The organism is Halomonas huangheensis (genome assembly GCF_001431725.1).
Classification (GTDB): domain Bacteria; phylum Pseudomonadota; class Gammaproteobacteria; order Pseudomonadales; family Halomonadaceae; genus Halomonas; species Halomonas huangheensis.
Genome location: NZ_CP013106.1, coordinates 3,985,584 through 4,002,132, shown reverse-complemented (window position 1 = coordinate 4,002,132; position 16,549 = coordinate 3,985,584). Strand labels below are relative to the sequence as shown.

The window sequence follows — 16,549 nt, the reverse complement described above, 5'->3', positions numbered from 1 at the left end:
ATTCACTGTCCTCGCAATAGCGTTCTGGCAGCACCGGACGTCTGGGACGCACAGGACGACATCAGCTTCATCAGCGTGGCATGGTCGAACATGGCCGAGAGCGAATCGAGCATACGATCAAACTGCATATCGCCTAGCCCTGCTTCGTCACTCGAGGTGGTTCCTTCGCTTGCCGTGGCGGTTTGCTGATCGTGCATTCGGGCTGAAAAGCTCTGCGCCTGCTCGATGGGATTTTCCAACGCGTTCAAGATGTCCGACCCCAATTCTGCTGGCGTAGTCGTCTGTGCCGCCGTACTTGACTGGCTGGCAAAGTGTTCGAACAGATTCTGAGATGACAGGGGATCCATCCCGCCTCCATTGGGAGAGGCGGGGATGGCACCTGCGCTGACTTCTGCCGCGGGTATCATCATCAATGCTCCTGTATCAGCTTGTCGGGGGCAGGACGCTCGCCTGACGAAGGCTGGTTATCAGCCTTCGTCCTTGAGCATGTCTCCGGCGTAGTCCATCAGTTGTGTCGAGGCCAATGAGGCAACGGCCTGTCCCACGATCTGCATGGCACGTGCATTTTCTGCGGCCTGATCGAAGGCCTGCTGCTGTTGGTTATTGGCCGATGCAGCCGGATCGACGCCTGGTGCATTGGTCGGTTCTGTGGTTGCCATATCGCTCTCCTTCGGATTGCCATCATTCGGCAGTGGTTGGCGCCACACTGCCACGGAACACCTGTACTTCACCGCGCCCTCCAGGCATCGGGTTGCGTAAGCGCTCGACATGCCGCGCTACACTCTCGATCCAGGCATCGACGCCCCAGACCTGTAGTGCTGAATCAGCGTCTACCAGCCTTGCCTGCATCGGCTCACCAGCACCTGCCTGTCCGATATCTTCCATCAGACGATCAACATCGACCCGTGACAGGTCGAAGGTCCGCTGTGTCAGTTCCCGGCGAGAAGTGATGTGCAGTACACCACCATCAAAGAACCACGCCAGGTCATTGGCCGCACATACCTGCTCGAGAAATTCGCGAGCATTTCCGGCCTGTATCTCGCCCCTTACCTCTCCTCTTACGTCACGAGAAATCTCGACAGGGAGCGATAGGTTTCTGCCGAATTCATTAAGAACATCGCGAACATCCTGCTTGACAATGATGTAGTGGTAGTCACGTTGCATCCATTCCGATCTACTGTCGTTCTGTTGTGCATCGGCTTTACTTGTCATCAAGAAAACTATACCTGTTACTGAAAAAACCATGACTGCCATACCGATAAACAGTGGCATTAACGTGGCTGGTTCCCTGATCTCTTTTCTGGATATCGATCGCATGGTTTTGGAAATATCCTGACCTTTCATTGTTGTGATGATGCGGTGTAAAAAGTGCATCTCGTTGTGAAAATATGATTGACGGAATCATGATTGAGTGACTCAATGTTTCGTGATTCCGGAGTCGCCTTCTGCCCGAAAACAACTTCCATTACGAAGCGAAATGCCATAAGCCATGGCCAGGAGTTCCTGATGTCGATGCCATACGTCATACGTCTTCCCATTCTCATGACCTGTATTCTGCTGACCGCCTGCGCTTCTACTCGGAGCGCTGAACAATCCCGGTTGCTGGAACTTGCTGACGACATCGCCGCTCATGGTGACTACGCCACAGCGGCCAGCATGTACGAACGTGCCGCCGAGACGTCGGGAAGTGATGTCGACATCCAGGTCCGGCTGGGTGATGCTCGTCTTGCGGGCGGCGACTTCGAAGGTGCTTTGCATTCATACCGGGCCGCGCTGGCAGCAGACATCAACAATGAGTCGGCGTTGCTTGGCATGGGCACTGCCCAATTGCGTCTTGGCCAGGTGGAAAGCGCCGAACGCAACCTCCGGCGTGTCGCTCCCGAGATCAATACTCCTGCGGCCTGGAGCCGTCTGGGAGCTTCCCAGGCCTTGATGGGCAAGGAAACCGAGGCGGTCGCGGCCTTCTCGCATGCGGCACAGTTGAAGCCACACGACCCTGATGTCCAGACCAACCTGGCGGTGGCGGAAGCGCTGGCGGGCCAGAGCGGTAAAGCCGTGGCCCTGATGCGAGAGGTGACCACCTCGCCGTTGGCGGAGCAGCGCCATTTCCGTGGCCTGCTGTTGGTATTGGTGATGGCCGGTGAGGATCCGCTGGCGCAGAGCACCGAGATTCCGGACATGACCTCCGAGCAACGCCAGTCGTTGATCGAACATGCACAGCAGATCCGCGATATCGGCATACCCAGCGAGCAGGCGCGGGCGATTGGCCTGGCAATGAACAGATAGCACATAGGTCACATGCCCCCTGTGGTGGTATAGCTGCTCATGCCGTGAGCTTCCTCACGGAGTCTGTCCGAGCGTGTTCTGCTCTGTTCGCGATCAGTCAGTCGCTCCCGTGCAGCGGTGGCGACCGGTTGTGCCTGTGCGGGGCCCATTTCTCGTCCGTACAGCAGGTCCTGGGGACGCTCGACCATGTATTGCAGGTTGATATCGTTGGCGCAGCCGGGTGGTAACGTCACGATGCCACTCTGGTCGCTGAGCAGATCACAGGTATTGGGGGCGATTGCCTGCAACTGAGCGGTCCGAGTATCTGTGGCAGCAACACCGCTGGCGCGGTAGCCGCTCTGCCAGGACATTGGCCCCAGTGCTGAATTGCATCCTCCCAGCATCACCAGCAATGGCAGAAGGGTGTACAACATCCGCGATGAATAGGTCATGACCATCATCAGGACTCCTTACTGCAGGTAAAAGCCGAAGGGATCGTTGCGCACCACTTCGGGCGCGCCCTGACCATCGACACGGATAGCACCATTACTGACGTGGCCTTGATCCAGTGGTGTACGCAGTGCACGTCCGGGTGTGGGTTGCACGATGTAGGGTGTAATCAGGATGACCAGCTCGGTCTCTTCACGCTGGAATCGGCGCGAGCGAAATAGATTGCCGAGGATTGGCAGGTCGCCCAGTACCGGCACCCGTTCGAGATTGTTGGTGGCACTGCGCTGGAACAGACCGGCAATGGCGAAGGTCTGGCCACTTCCCACCTCGACCACGGTGTCGGCGCGCCGTACCTGCAACCCCGGCACACTGGTACCACCGATCTCGACGCCCTCGTTGGTCAGGCTGCTGACCTCGGGACGAACCTCCAACGAGATGCGTCCGTTGGGCAAGAGGACCGGAGTGAACATCAGTGAGACACCGAACTGCTTGTACTCGATACCGACCAGGTCATTACCTGCCGGAACCGGGATCGGAATCTCGCCACCGGCGAGGAAGCTGGCGGTCTCTCCCGTCATTGCCGTGATGTTTGGCTCGGCGAGGATCTGCAGCAGGCCATTTTCCTGTAGCGCCTGGAGTAGGCCATCAACACCGTCGACACCACTGGCAATGGTGCCGAACGAGGCGTTGGCCATGGAGCCGGGAAAGATACCCAGTGAAAAGGAGCCGTTGTTGATCAGCGCACTCCAACTGACGCCGTACTGCAGCAGCTCTTGACGCGCCACTTCGGCGAAACGTACGCGCAGGTTGACCTGGGTGGCATCGGCGTAGGTGGCATTGTTCAGCATGCCACCTTCGGCGGGAGCATGTTGCTCCAGTGTGGATTGCGTAGCGATGGCGCCCTCAATGCTGCGATTCTGTCCGTCGGCAACCAGTTGGTTGCCTGCCATGCGCAGTTGGATAGGGCTGTCTGCATCGGCATCGTGCAAGGCTCGGTTGGCACCCTGGTCGCCATCGCTGACATGCAGGCGCATGGACGCCTGGGTGCTTTCGTCACTGCCCAGCGCAATCAGGTTGGTGTCGCCATGTTGTTTGCCGAACACATAGATCACCCCCGGCGACACGACCTGGACATCTGCGACGTCGGGATTGGCCACAAATACCGATGCTACGTCATTGCCGAAGCGCAGGACCCGGCCCTGGCCCGTTTCAAGCTCGAGGGCGGACTGTGCGTGGGCGTGGCCGACAAAGGCCAGCAGCAGCATCAGTGGCGTCAACAGACGGTTCATTGTGCTGCTCAACAGTGCCAGGCACGTCGTGGGTGGCATCATGGATGTTGCTTGCGTCACAGATTTGCTCCATGCAGAGGTTGTTGTTATGGATGAACTATTGCCGGCTAGCGGTCTCGGTCGAGCCAGTATCCCTTGACTCCGGGGTCAGCTTGACCTGTGCCAGAGCCTGCAGGTTGAATTCGCTGGCCACCTCCTGCCAGGACATGACCGGCAGGTCCAGATGGTGGCGATTGACCCATTGTTGCAATGCAGGTCGCACATCACTCGAGACAAGGATCACCGGCATGACATCCGTATCGAGTTCTGCCAGGCGTTGCTTGAACCAGTTGTGCAGCGAACGGGACAGAGCAACCGGTAGACCAGTGTTTCTGGCATTGGCACTGTCATTGCGTAGTGTCGAGCGAATGGCTTCTTCCACCTGACGGGTGATTACCCATGCTGGCAGCACTCTGTCGGCGCGGGCGTATCGGTGGCAGATCTGCCGGGCCAGTGCCGTACGGATCCGTTCGGCCAGGCGCACCACGCTCTGTTCCTGAGCACCCCAGTTGACCATCGCTTCGAGAATGGTGCGCAGAGTGCGCAGGGGCACACCTTCATCCACCAGGCGGCGCAATACATCGGCCATCTTCTGTAGGGAAACGATGCGCACCGCTTCGCCCACCAGCTCGGAGTATTGCTGCTCCATATGTGAGAGCAGGGCGCGAGTTTCCTGAATACCCACGAACTCTCCGGCGTAGCGCAGCAGTACCCGCTCGAGGCAATCGCACAGCACCTGCGGAATCGCCTGGTAAGCGATGCCGGCCTCGTCGAGGCGCTCCAGATCCTGTTCCGCGATCCAGTGTTCAGGGTGACGGCTGGTCAGCGGGGGGTAGCTTGTCGATTCGACCTCGATCAACTCCAGGTGCACCGGGTCATCATCGAGTCGTGCATGGCCCACGGGAACTTCACCTTCCAGCACCGGAACCTCGTCGAGTTCGACGGCAAGGTTATGCTGGGTATCGGTATTCTTTATGCGTACACCGACATTGGGTATCTGGATACCCAACTCGTCACCAATGCGTTGCCGCGTGGCATCCACCAGTCCGCGCAGCGACTCCAACGACAGGACTTCGGCTAAAGCGGGGGATAGTGACAGCACGATACGCTGTTGAGCCGCCTCGCTAGCTGACAGCGCTGAGCCGGATGCTGAGGTGTGCTCCGCGGAAGGGGTGTCGGCAACGTCACCAGCTGCTGAGCCAGTGCCATCCGCTGCTGCGTCTTCCTCTTGAGTGGATTGTTGGCGTTTGTTTACCCACCAGGCTGCCAGGCCCAGCCCAGCCGCCAGTACCAGAAACACGATGGTGGCGAAGCCGGGGATGAACGCGGCAAAGAACAGGATCGTCGCAGTCAGCCCCAGGGCGCGTGAGTTGCTGCCCAGCTGCGAGACGATTTCGCTGCCCAGGTCGCTGGCCTGATCGGAGTTGACACGAGTGACAACGGTACCGGCAGCCACGGCGATAAGCAGCGCAGGAATCTGGGCGATCAGGCCGTCGCCAACGGTCAGCAGAGAATAGGTATGCACCGCGTCACCGAAGGACATGCCGCGCTTGATCATGCCAATCAACAGCCCCCCGACGAGATTGACACACAGGATGACCAGGCCGGCGATGGCGTCACCTTTGACAAATTTCATCGCACCATCCATGGAGCCGTAGAGCTGGCTCTCACGTTCCAGGCGTTGGCGTTTGACACGTGCCTGGGCCTGGTCGATGTCGCCGTTGCGGACATCGTTGTCGATGCTCATCTGCTTGCCTGGCATGCCATCGAGAATGAAACGGGCAGCAACCTCCGCCACTCGTTCCGCGCCTTTGGTGATGACCAGAAACTGGGCCACGGTAATGATCAGGAATACCACCAGCCCGATCACCACTTCACCAGCGATCACAAAGTTGCCGAAAGCCGAAACAATCTGCCCGGCATCGCCTTCGAGTAGAATCAGGCGTGTAGTGGTGATCGATAACGCCAGTCGGAACAGCGTCGCCAGCAGAATGATCGGCGGTAGCGAGGAGTAGTCCACCGGGTGTGAGATGTAGAAGGCTACGATCAGAATCAATAGGCTGAGTGCGATGTTGATGCCGATCAGCGTATCGACCAGGGCGGTGGGCAGCGGGATGACCATCATCACCACCGCCAGCACGATGAACATGGCAATCACGACATCGCTGCGCTGTGCCGCGCGCAGTGCAATGGCGTTGAGCCGGGTCAGAACTCCGCTCATCCTTCCTCCCGCCGCTGCAGATAGTTCTGGAAGGATGCGCGAGCATCATCAACACGACCGGCGCGCCATAGTGCTCGGCTCTGCAAGAGTGCCTGGGTTGGCGTGGGGCCTTGTAGATACTCGAGCCGGTCAATGGCATCCAGCGCTCGCTGGGTATCACCCGTTGCAATGAATGCTTGAACCAGAGTGTGCAGAATGCCGGAGTGGGACGGCAGCATGTGGGCGGCCAGCAACAGCAGAATCAGGCCACGCTTGCGCTCGCCACCTTTTACGTAGAGGTGGCCCATGACATGCAGCAGTGAAGCAGCGTGACGGTCGTCTTCTGTCACGACTCGCTCTCCTCGACACGCCGTGCCTCCCATTCGGTGCGCATTCCTATCTCCTCCTTGATCAGCTGTGCCGCGAGTTCAGCGATGTCACTGCCGGTCTCCAACTGGGGCAGTACGCTATCGACTACGTGTTGCAGGAGCTCTATACCTCGCGCACCCGAATAGAGCTCCAGGTCTCCGGCAACAGGTGCGGTGGCGCGCGCCAGCCTGGCTCTCAGCGAAAGCGTTGCTTCCGGTGACGAACCATCGACGAACGGTGGCGCGGAAAACGCTTTCGCTCGAGGTGCATCGGCGGGGCTGGGCGTTTCGCCATGCCTGGCCTCTGTTACCGCTTCTGCCGAATCCAGCAGGCGATAGTTGTCGATGTTGCGGTCAGATGTGACTTTCATGGCTGCACTGGTTGTCCATTGGCATGCGGGTCATGGGCACGTCCGATATATGCGTTACAGCGTCAGCGACATTTCGTCATTGCCACGCCGCAGGGTCAGGCCATCGTCGGCGATCTCTGCCAGGATCCAGCCTTCCGATAGGGCCGCGCCCGGGTACAGACGCTCTCCTGTGGCGTTGATGACATAAGGGTTCTCACCCAGCCAGACGGCCTGAAACCGAAAGGCTGGTCGATCAGGTTCAAGGCTGGGTGTGGCATTGCTGATCAACACCTGGCGGCTGCCATAGCGCTGATCGAACCAGCGTTGAACTGATTGCCAGTCACTGTGTTGTTGTCCAGCAAAGTGACCGGATACCACTAGATGGTTACCTGCATCCTGTACTTCCAGGCCATCAAGTCCTGACTGTCGCAATTGTTCGCGCAAGGCTTCAGCCGGAGAAGCGCTTGATCCGGCCAGCATCAGCGCAGCTTCTGCGGCCTGTGGGTGCAACAGGGCCGTGGAGTGAAGGGCGCTGGCGGTAATGCTGGCTCCGGCCTTGCCGCTACTGCCGAGCTGATAGATACCGATGATCGCCAGAGTGATGACACCCAGAGTGGTCATCACAGAGCCTCGTTTCAGACGTGGCGTGTCAGTCTGACGAGGTAGTGACAGACGCTGAACGCGTTCCTGCCAGCGACCGGGAAGGGGCAGCTTGACCAGCCCGCGGTGGATTACGTCCGTGCTGGTGGCCAACGTCTTGTGTAATGGGGCGTTGACGCTCTGCAGTGCGCTGCGAGCCTTGTCCCGCGCAGCGGGAATTCGTTCCCCCAACTGGTGCCATACGGGCTGGAGCTTGTCCTGCACGCCGCGCACGATGGGTGGAAGAGACACCTCGGGCTGCGCCAGGTGCAACCGAGCATCACCGATGTCGAATGTGACCGGCAGTGTGGTTCGCCAGCCGGTACCTTGAGCCAATACCCTATCGCCTACGCGAACATCTCCACCGGTGGCCTCAATGGCGACCATACGCGCGTGGAAGCGCAGGGTGACATGCTCCTCGGCAACACCTGTATCACTCAGCATGACGTCCACGTGAGATGACGAGCCAAGGTGGCAGATTGGCTGCTCCACCGGGATGGTCACTCCCTGGTGGAGACCTTCAGTTACCTCCAGTGTCGAGTACAGATCCGTCACTGGGGAGAACAATGAGTTTATCGATGTCAAGAATGCAGAAGCCATGGGCATGCACCTAACCAACGGACCCCCCACCGGCTGCTGCCGTTGAAGGCTGGCAGCCGGTTAGGGGGAATGGATCCCGAAGTTGTGATCAGGAGGTCGCCAACCCACGCCGGCGACCGACAAGTCCAGTTGATAACCCTGGGCTACCCACTGGATGTCGATACCATCAGTTATTGGGACGTGATGATCTGGCGGTGTCGACTTCGGTGTTTCCTTCGGTCTTGGCCTTGCTCACTTCCATGGACTTCTGCGCAGCTTCTTCAAAGACCTGCTTCAACTGGTTGACGTCAATGCCACCACCTGAATCGCCGGCTCCATCAACTTGATTCTGTTTACTGTGCTTCAAGAAAAACATCGCCATTTCTGCTAATCCCCTGTTGAGTGGGTTTGCTGGTCGGGAAGAATCCGCATGGCCGAAGACGATCCTTGATCTCGCCAACAGGCATCAGATTCGAAGTCACTGTGATTCTCGAAAACTGAAGATGCTTGTTACTGCACCAATTCAAGGTAGAAGGAAATACGAATGGCGCTAGACGAGTTTGGGTAAGTTTTTGAGAGCGTTTTAAACGGTATGTTAATTGATTGATATAAAAAGAGATGATTGTATCATGGCAATTCTTTAGCACACTTTAATTGATGTCTTTTGGCGACACTTTTATTGATCTTCAAGATAATTGGCTCGCGGAGAATGTAATGATATACACCGCTCCGATACCAGGAATGTAGCGTGAATGTCGGGAGTGAGCAGTAAAATTCATGGACACAGGAAGCCCCGGAGCCCATGGCCTGCATTTCAAGCAGTAAGCTCCGGAGGGAAGGGGTCACGAGGGATGTGGACAACTACCTTTTATGACGGTTCATGCAACACTCAAGCGGTTTCTCTGGGGAGGTAAATACGGTCTCCGGCATGCAGTGAAGTGGGATCGGCAATATGCTCCATATTCATGGCGACAACTTCTGCCACATTACGATGACCATGATTGAGGATAATGCTGCCAAGCGATTGGCCATTCTGTACCTCGACACTGTAATACCCCTGGTGATTCTCGAGGTTCGGGTTGATGCGGTGGCCGTGACCGGCGATATAGTCGAGTGACGCAACAGGCTGAGGTGTCGTGGCATCCTGATCGGAGCCCGCATCTTCAACGCTTCCCCCCATCGAAGAGACATCCTCGTTTTCATCCTTGTCATCCGTGTTTTGCCACCAGGCTTTCAAGTCCAGCAGGCCCGGCAGGAACATGCCAGCAGCCAGCGTCCACCCCACACCTTGCCAAAGCCGTTGTGCATCAACTTGTCTGGCCTGTTCGCTCATGGGCATCAGCAGTGGGTTATGACGTGTCTTGGGGTCATGCCAGTTGAGCCGTGCGGCCAGTGATATGAAGTAGGCCTGCAAGGCGGTACCGCCACCAAGCACGCTGGCAGCGAAGAGGTTCCCCTCGGCCAACTGCATACCGGCAGCGGTCCCTGTCAGTGCCGCCATGGGAATGGTGGTAGCGGCGAAGGCGCTGCGCATTGGCCAGCTTCTCTCGGCGAGATCAGCGCCGTTCTTCCACGTCTGCATCATGGAGATCGCGTCATCGCGCAGGCCCTTGATGCCGTAGTAGGACAGGCCGACCTGGAACGGCACTGCGGCCATGTTGATGCTGCCCGTCAGCCAATTACCTTCGGAAAACGCTGTTGCAGCGCTATGCAGTGTCAGTGCAGCCCAGGGGGGCGTCATGATGCCGTAGAGGTAGGAGCCGAGGAAGGTGCTGGTCGTGGTCAGTTTTTCCGTCAGTCGTAGCGAGTTGAGGTTGACTCGAACCAGGCCTGTTCCGACCTTGACGGCGGCGCTACCGGCAAGAGCAACATTGGCAGCAAGGAAACCAGCCAGGCCAAGATTGCCCACTAGATCAAGAGGAGCAAGGCTGAATAGTTCTCCATTGTGCGCCTGGTGCTGCAGGTATTGCCAGGAGACGATGTCATTGACCAGGTGTGTCGCCAGGATCGAGCTGTTGAAGGCAATCCCTTTTGGGTTCTGTGAGTCCAGTGGGCTGATGCCCTTGACCTCTTCAACCGTTTTGCCGGTTATGCTGGCCAACTGGCGGTAATAGTCGTCGACCTGCTGTTTGATCGCTGTGTTTTTGGCTTCCGCTGTCCAGCCTCGTTGTTCACTGGCCTGAGTGACCGGTAGGCTGTCGAGCAGTTGATGGCGTCCCCATAGCCCCTCGATCAGCCCGGATATCTGGCCAACCTGCTCGTTGTTCAGGTTCAGCGCTCTGCGCGAGGCAAGGATGCGACTGGCCTCCCAGTTAAGCAGTTGGGCGCTCAATTCACCGTTGGCCAACGACTCACCATTGGCCTTGAGCTTGCCATCGAAGCCTGCCTTCAAGGCATTGAGCACACCACGGGCAATGAACCCCGAGCCATTGAACAGCATTGCGGGAGACTCAGGAGACGCTGCACGATTCAGAACATCGCCTGTCCAGGCGTGAGCGCTACCGACACCATACAAAGAGCCACCCACGCCCAGTGCAGCAAGGAGTCTTGCCATATTGCGACGACGGGCCGAGGGAGAGCTGTCTGCCGCGACAGGAGCCGAGGATTGCGTAGGGACTTCCGGGTTCGTCACCAGTGCCACCTCGATGGACTCTCCATCAGGAAGCCGTGCTGCTGCTTCGGGAGACAGTGCCAGCTCCAGTACATCGCGAGGTAGGGTCACCGTGTCAGGACGCGCGCCGGCATCCGCATTGCGATCGTAGAGGGAGCTGCCTCTACGACGGTTCGATTGCCCGATGACCGAGGATAGGTTCGTGTCCAGGCCACTCAGATGAACAATATCGCCGTCCTGGTGAAGGGTGATCTCGCCGTTGGTTACGGAGAGGTCTGGGTCGGGGGTAGCTTGTGAAGCCGCAGGTATCGCTTCATTGGTCGGCTGTGTTTCTGTTGCTGACGGAGTGTTCTCGCCACTGTTCTGAGGTGTCACCGAGTCTGGAGACTGACCCGCGGCAAGCGTCCATTGACCATTGCCGGAGTAGAGCGCGAAGGGCAGACCGCCACCATCCTGTACCTGCGCTCGGAAATCGCTCACGCGCTGGTCGCTAAGCACAATGAAATGGGTATTCTCGCCGATATTCAGCGAGCGTGGCGTGGACTCACCCGAGGCGTTGCTGATATGCAGCTGCTGTTGCTGGTTGCGGCCCTGCTCCAGCGACAAGCGCACGCTCTCTCCCGGGCCCGTCGAGGGCCATATGATGTGGCCTTCATCGCTGACCCGTCCGCTTCTGGGTACGGTGCCGCCGGTAATGACCTGTTGGCCGTTTTCCAGTCCAGGGCCTGGTGAGCGCACGATATGCACGAATAGCCCTGGTGTCAGAGTACCCTCCTGCGATGCCTGGTTGAGTGCCTCCAGATCATCAAGACGATAGAGCTGGGCCATTCCCTCGGGAGGTGTGCGGGTCTGTGTGTGGACCGGTGGCGTGCCTGGTGCCTCGGAAGGGCCGCGTATCCACGCTGTGATATAGGTCTCACCCGTCTGTGGATCGCGCTGGAGAATATGGGTCTTGTCGGCAACGCTCGCTTCATCGCCGCGTGGCCGAGGGCCAATCTCGGGTTGCAGGTAGACATGCTCGGCACTCTCGGGGGGATTGCCGAGAATCCTGGCGTCGATAACGTTGCCGCTATCATCGTGCAACTGAAGAGTGTTGCTGCCGGTCGTTTCGCCGCCTGTATTGCGACCGGGACGAGTCGTCCATAGCCCATGCGCCCCAAGTCCGGTGCCGGCAAAGCCGGTGGTCAGGCCAACGATGGCATCCGTCAACTGAAGCCCTGACATCTGACTGCCATCCTGGATCAGGCTCTTCGCCGAGTGGTACATGAGTGGCATGCCGGTGGCGATGGCGGCCCAGTCGAAGCCTCGTGCCACTCGGTTTAGAGTCTCTCCGCTACGCATAAAGGTGGTCGTGGCCTCCGCCACGTTCGAACCTGGCTTGACGCCACCAATACTGGCCAGGAAGGCCTGTCCCCGAGTTACCTGGACACTCGAGTTCGCCGCATTGAAGGTGCGCCCCGACATACCGACGGTACGAAGGCTGCTGGAAACAGCAGGGAAGATTGTGGTGGCGATCGACAGATAATTGAGCCCCGACTCCAGGTCGTTCCAGTCGCCACCATGGCTGACATGGTTGATCTGATGCTGGAGTGCACGTACCCCCAGGTAGGTGCCCCCGGCGTAGGCCAACGGGGCGGCGATCGGCGCAGCGGGAGTAAAGGACAGAACGGTGGCGATGCCGGTGCCGATACCTACCAGCGGATCAACCACGGTATCCCAGTTCGACGTGTTGTAGGCATCGGCGACTTCAAGCGCGACATTGCCATCTGTGGAGGACATTTCGAGGTCGCGTGGCGCAACGAGCTTGCCATCGCCGCGGAACAACTCGTTGTTGTTCTGGAAGTCCTCGAGGTCGTCATAGTGCTTACCGGACAGGTCGACATAGCGCACCTCGCCGTCATCCCCCTGGACGGCAATCAGGTTGACCTGGCTGATGCCATTTTCCGCGCCGACATGAAACATCGGCACGATGTTGATCTGTGGGTCATCCCCGCCGATGTCATGTATTGATTCGAGTACCTCGTCCAACGCCTCACTGCGTTCATCAGTGTTCCGATTCAGCCCGAACCTCTCATCGAGCATCGGCTCCAGTTCATCGTTCTTGTAAGTGGTGAACTTGTTGTCATACCCCTGTGCAGCCAGTTGCTGGAACATGGGCTGATAGATGTCATTCAGTGCCTGCTCGCTGTTGTCCTCGAGCATACCAAGGTCGAGGCGGGCCTGGTGGTCCATGTCGGACTCGCCCATGCGCTGGGCAGGTTGCTCTGCTACCAGGGAGAGTCTGTCCGATGCCTCAGTCAGGCCCTGTCGAGCATCGCCGAGCGCCTGGTGATTGGCGTTGGCCGTCGACAGGGCAATGCTGGTCACCGCGATGTCAGAAGGTACCCAGAGCGTCTCGCCATCGATCTTGATCCCCACCGGCTGATCGCTGGAGCTCAGTGCGGCCAGTAGCCCGTCCTCGGCAACGGTGTCGGCCATTTCCTGGGTTACCAGCAGCGGTTGCTCCTTGTCGCCGATATTCTGGGGCTCTTCGCCATCGGCAAACAGACCTTCCGGCGGAGCTGTCGTGACGTCATCCTCCTCCTCGAGCATGTTCTCCAACTCTGCTTCGAGGTCGCTGATCTCTCCGCCAAGGGCCTGCTGACGGATGCCAAGATCGTCGGCGACGGCTTCGGCCAGTGCTGCGTTGGCATTCGATACTTCCTGGTGGGCACCTTGACGGTTGTCCAGGTGTTCAAGCCAGTTCGCGGTGACTTCAGGATCGCGGTTCTTTTCCCAGAACTCGCTCATTTCCTCGGGGGCGAGTTGCTCTTCCGTAGTGCCGTGCTCGAAGTGGGTAGTGACCCAAAGGCCATCCTCGCGTTCCTCGATGATCTGTTCACCGGTGAATTCACCCAAGTAGTCACCACTTACCCGGCTGAATTCCTTGCCTTCCTCATTCAATCCCTTGTCTTCATTGAAGGCTTCGAGCAGATCATCGCGGATGTCATAGCTATCGGATTGCAACTGAGCCTGATCGCTACGGGTATGGTGATACTCGGAATAGGCTTGAGCGACATCGAGTTGGCTGCTGCTGCCCTGCTGTTGACTGCGAGCTTCCTCGAGAGCATCGGTAAGCTCTGAGTGCTGTTTGCTACCGGGTTCCGCTGCGGCCAACTGCTGTTCATGAAAGCCGACACTGTAGTCGGCCATCAGATTATTGCCCCTGGCGTTATGTAGACCCATGTCATAGAACAGCGAGTCGACATTGGTCAGCGCTGCATCACGCTCGCTCTGCTCGCGCTCGTACTGATCCTGCATGAGCTTCAGGTCGTCCGAGGTATCTTCTGCGGTACAGATCCCCATGCTGGTGGCTTCTGGCACGTTGTTGCTGGCGTAAATGGCATCGTCAAGCAGGTCCTGGGCGTCGGCATACTCTGTGCTTGCGCCGCGGGCTTGTTCCACCATGGCTTCAGCATCGTCCAGCCGCTGCTGCGCATCGGCGAGGCTCCCGGACGGTTTCTCTGGACGTACCCACACCAGCCCGTGTGGCGCCAGAGCCTCATCGATAATCTGTTGGGCACGATCAAGGGCGCCTTCGTAGTTGGAGTCCAGAGCATAAACGTCCAATTGTGCCTGGCTGGCTCGGAATTCAGATCCCGCCTCGAGCTGCTCGGAGACCAGCTCGTTCAGCTCCAGGGTGGCCCTGGCGACGGCTGAATCCATCCACACGCCGTTCATCGGTACCCAGCTGCCGCCCGAGGGCGGATCTTCCGCTGGTGGATCACCGTAAGGGTCTTCCAGAGTGACGTTGTTCTCGGGCGCCACACCAATACTGTCGTCCCCGTACTCTTTCTGGTAATCCTCTATCGCCTGATTCAACTCTTCGGTCTTGTCATCGATGGACGACTGCAGGTCCTCGATCCGCTCGCCTGCCATCATGCCTTCAATGACTTCCTGGACGACTTCTGCAGCACGTGCTTCTTCCTGATCGCTGCTGTCGGGGTTGATCTCCATCAGGGTGTCGGCAAGCGCTGCCTCGGGAGTCCCTTCCTCGATCTTGATTTCGGTGCCGTCTTCATTCCGCTGCAGGGTCAGATTGCCATCGGGGTGAGTCGTCAGCGTGTAGCCGTTGTCGGTGACGGAGGTGGTGGTGTTGCCCTCGGCATCCACGCTGGTCGAAGTCTCGCGCCCATCCTTGCGGGTAACGGTTTCATGGCTGCGACCATCGTTGTAGTCGGTGGTCCGGATTTCGGTACCATTGCTGTCGATGGACAGTGAGGTTTCCGGCGTCATACCGGCTGCGGAGCTGTGACTTGCGATAACCTCGTCGGGATCATCGACGCTGACTATCTCGGTGGTGTAACGCTCCAGCCCATTGGTCTGCTGGCCGCTGCTGGATTCGACAACATAGCCGGCAGCCCGCAACTGAGCCTCCACCTGGGCTCGAGTCAGACCATTCTGCTCGGCAATCGCCTCGATGCTCTTGCCATTGGCCACGGCTGCAACGATATCGTCGATGTCCTCGCGGGCAGTGCCCTGACCATCATCCAATTCGGTGCGTGTGCCATCGTCATCAATGATGATGGTCGTGGTTTCGCCATCGTTGCCGGTAACTTCCTCGACCGTCACTCCATTCTGCTCGTAGGTTACCGTGGTAGTGATCTTGCCATCGGCATCCTCGGAAGTGATCGTCTTACGACCATCCGGCTCAGTGACGGTTTCAGTGGAGCTACCATCGGGGTTCTCGACACGATGGGTTTCATTGCCATCGGTGTCGTTCACCACCGAGGTGGTAGAGCCGGAGGGATTGACCTCGTGGCTGACGACGAGATCACCGCTGTCTTCTGCGGTAATGCGTGTTGTTGGGGTATAGGAGGGGCCTTGGCCTTCAACTTCGCTGGAGTACTCGTAACCGGCGGCTTCGATCTGGGCAATCACCTGCTCGGGAGACAGGCCCTGGGCTTCGGCGATCTCGTCGATACTCTGGCCATCGGCAATGCCATTGACGATATCGTCGATGCCCTCGCGGGTGGTTTGTTGGTCTGCATCAAGTTCGGTGCGCTGGCCGTCCTCATCAGTGACGGTGGTGGTTGTTTCACCATCGGCATTGGTGAACTCTTCCACCTCCACGCCATCCTGCTGCTCGGTGATGCTGTATTCAGCAATGGTGTCGTCGGTCTCTGAATCAGTGATCGTGGTGTTCTGGTGGCCCTCGTCAGTGCTCGACGTCTCGATCTCCAGACCATCTGTCTCCAATTGATCAATCACGTCCTGGCGGCTGACTTCATACTCGGCAGCGACCTGATCAATGGTCTTGCCGCCGGCAATATCCGAGGCAATCGACTCGGCCTCTTCAGCGCTGAGGCCCTCATCCGCCACGCCATTGTCGACGGGAATCACCAACGGAGTGTCCGCCGTGTCGGCATCGAGGAATGGGTAGCTGGCTTGATTCAGGTATTGCGGTGAATAAACGCCCAGCCCTTGTCCCTCCAGAGGAGCTTGAGGCTGAAACACCGGCGTAGACTCGAGTGGCGGTGGTGGTGGTGGCGGAGGAAGGAAAAAGGTCGGAGCCACCTGCAGCGGTGCCGGAGTAGAGAATGGCGTCGCCTGGACCCTGCTGAACGCAGATACTGAACTGAAAATATCGGCTGCATCGGGTTGCAGCAACTGACGCACATTACGAATCAGATTGATCAAGACAAGCTCCTTCCTCGATGGGGGAGGTTGATGACAACCGGCGTTTGCCAAACAGAATCACCTCCCTCCGGCTGGAGGGA

General features: G+C 58.4%; 12 protein-coding genes. 1 reads left to right on the top strand and 11 read right to left on the bottom strand.

Translation table 11 applies throughout. From position 1 onward, the window contains the following. Positions 1 to 2: 2 nt before the first annotated feature. From AR456_RS17245 to AR456_RS17235, 3 genes are read right to left on the bottom strand one after another with little or no spacing between them, the layout of a single operon-like run. On the bottom strand, positions 3 to 410 hold the full coding sequence (locus AR456_RS17245) for a hypothetical protein (RefSeq protein ID WP_021818075.1): 408 nt from the start codon (positions 408 to 410) through the stop codon (positions 3 to 5). A 57-nt stretch (positions 411 to 467) separates the two neighbouring features. Beyond that, positions 468 to 659 carry a hypothetical protein gene (locus AR456_RS17240; protein WP_021818076.1) on the bottom strand — a complete coding sequence of 64 codons (192 nt, stop codon included), beginning with the start codon at positions 657 to 659 and terminating at the stop codon, positions 468 to 470. A gap of 22 nt (positions 660 to 681) precedes the next feature. Further along, positions 682 to 1,212, bottom strand: a complete 531-nt coding sequence (locus tag AR456_RS17235) for a type III secretion protein (protein ID WP_155829191.1) — start codon at positions 1,210 to 1,212, stop codon at positions 682 to 684. A 294-nt stretch (positions 1,213 to 1,506) separates the two neighbouring features. On the opposite strand from AR456_RS17235, the gene AR456_RS17230 reads away from it, so the two are divergent. Then, positions 1,507 to 2,286, top strand: a complete 780-nt coding sequence (locus AR456_RS17230; protein ID WP_021818078.1) for a tetratricopeptide repeat protein — start codon at positions 1,507 to 1,509, stop codon at positions 2,284 to 2,286. 8 nt (positions 2,287 to 2,294) lie between these two features. Here AR456_RS17230 and AR456_RS17225 read toward each other — a convergent pair whose 3' ends face one another. The 8 genes from AR456_RS17225 to AR456_RS17190 all read right to left on the bottom strand — a co-directional run bounded on the left by AR456_RS17225 (position 2,295) and on the right by AR456_RS17190 (position 16,469). Further along, on the bottom strand, positions 2,295 to 2,726 hold the full coding sequence (locus AR456_RS17225; RefSeq protein WP_021818079.1) for a hypothetical protein: 432 nt from the start codon (positions 2,724 to 2,726) through the stop codon (positions 2,295 to 2,297). 9 nt (positions 2,727 to 2,735) lie between these two features. Next, on the bottom strand, positions 2,736 to 4,004 hold the full coding sequence (locus AR456_RS17220) for a type II and III secretion system protein family protein (RefSeq protein WP_021818080.1): 1,269 nt from the start codon (positions 4,002 to 4,004) through the stop codon (positions 2,736 to 2,738). Positions 4,005 to 4,101: 97 nt separating this feature from the next. Further along, positions 4,102 to 6,264 (bottom strand): type III secretion system export apparatus subunit SctV, encoded by a 2,163-nt coding sequence (gene sctV / locus AR456_RS17215; RefSeq protein ID WP_021818081.1) that lies wholly within the window; start codon positions 6,262 to 6,264, stop codon positions 4,102 to 4,104. Then, on the bottom strand, positions 6,261 to 6,593 hold the full coding sequence (locus AR456_RS17210) for a tetratricopeptide repeat protein (protein WP_021818082.1): 333 nt from the start codon (positions 6,591 to 6,593) through the stop codon (positions 6,261 to 6,263). The genes sctV and AR456_RS17210 overlap by 4 nt, the downstream gene beginning before the upstream one ends. Then, the gene (locus tag AR456_RS17205) at positions 6,590 to 6,982 is read right to left on the bottom strand and encodes a hypothetical protein (RefSeq protein WP_021818083.1); all 393 of its coding nucleotides are present in this window, start codon (positions 6,980 to 6,982) and stop codon (positions 6,590 to 6,592) included. Before AR456_RS17205 ends, AR456_RS17210 begins: the two co-directional genes overlap by 4 nt. 54 nt (positions 6,983 to 7,036) lie before the next feature. Further along, positions 7,037 to 8,200 carry a SctD/MshK family protein gene (locus AR456_RS17200; protein WP_162148475.1) on the bottom strand — a complete coding sequence of 388 codons (1,164 nt, stop codon included), beginning with the start codon at positions 8,198 to 8,200 and terminating at the stop codon, positions 7,037 to 7,039. Positions 8,201 to 8,366: 166 nt separating this feature from the next. After that, on the bottom strand, positions 8,367 to 8,561 hold the full coding sequence (locus AR456_RS17195; protein WP_021818085.1) for a hypothetical protein: 195 nt from the start codon (positions 8,559 to 8,561) through the stop codon (positions 8,367 to 8,369). Between the two features lie 507 nt (positions 8,562 to 9,068). Continuing rightward, complete coding sequence (locus AR456_RS17190; RefSeq protein WP_021818086.1) at positions 9,069 to 16,469, bottom strand: DUF4781 domain-containing protein; 7,401 nt, start codon at positions 16,467 to 16,469, stop codon at positions 9,069 to 9,071. Positions 16,470 to 16,549: the final 80 nt, after the last annotated feature.

Excerpts from the sequence above, each read along its gene's own strand:
- AR456_RS17245 (WP_021818075.1), bottom strand. The coding sequence starts at position 410 with ATGATGATACCCGCGGCAGAAGTCAGCGCAGGTGCCATCCCCGCCTCT.
- AR456_RS17240 (WP_021818076.1), bottom strand. The coding sequence starts at position 659 with ATGGCAACCACAGAACCGACCAATGCACCAGGCGTCGATCCGGCTGCA.
- AR456_RS17235 (WP_155829191.1), bottom strand. The coding sequence starts at position 1,212 with ATGACAAGTAAAGCCGATGCACAACAGAACGACAGTAGATCGGAATGG.
- AR456_RS17230 (WP_021818078.1), top strand. The coding sequence starts at position 1,507 with ATGTCGATGCCATACGTCATACGTCTTCCCATTCTCATGACCTGTATT.
- AR456_RS17225 (WP_021818079.1), bottom strand. The coding sequence starts at position 2,726 with ATGATGGTCATGACCTATTCATCGCGGATGTTGTACACCCTTCTGCCA.
- AR456_RS17220 (WP_021818080.1), bottom strand. The coding sequence starts at position 4,004 with ATGAACCGTCTGTTGACGCCACTGATGCTGCTGCTGGCCTTTGTCGGC.
- sctV (WP_021818081.1), bottom strand. The coding sequence starts at position 6,264 with ATGAGCGGAGTTCTGACCCGGCTCAACGCCATTGCACTGCGCGCGGCA.
- AR456_RS17205 (WP_021818083.1), bottom strand. The coding sequence starts at position 6,982 with ATGAAAGTCACATCTGACCGCAACATCGACAACTATCGCCTGCTGGAT.
- AR456_RS17200 (WP_162148475.1), bottom strand. The coding sequence starts at position 8,200 with ATGGCTTCTGCATTCTTGACATCGATAAACTCATTGTTCTCCCCAGTG.
- AR456_RS17195 (WP_021818085.1), bottom strand. The coding sequence starts at position 8,561 with ATGGCGATGTTTTTCTTGAAGCACAGTAAACAGAATCAAGTTGATGGA.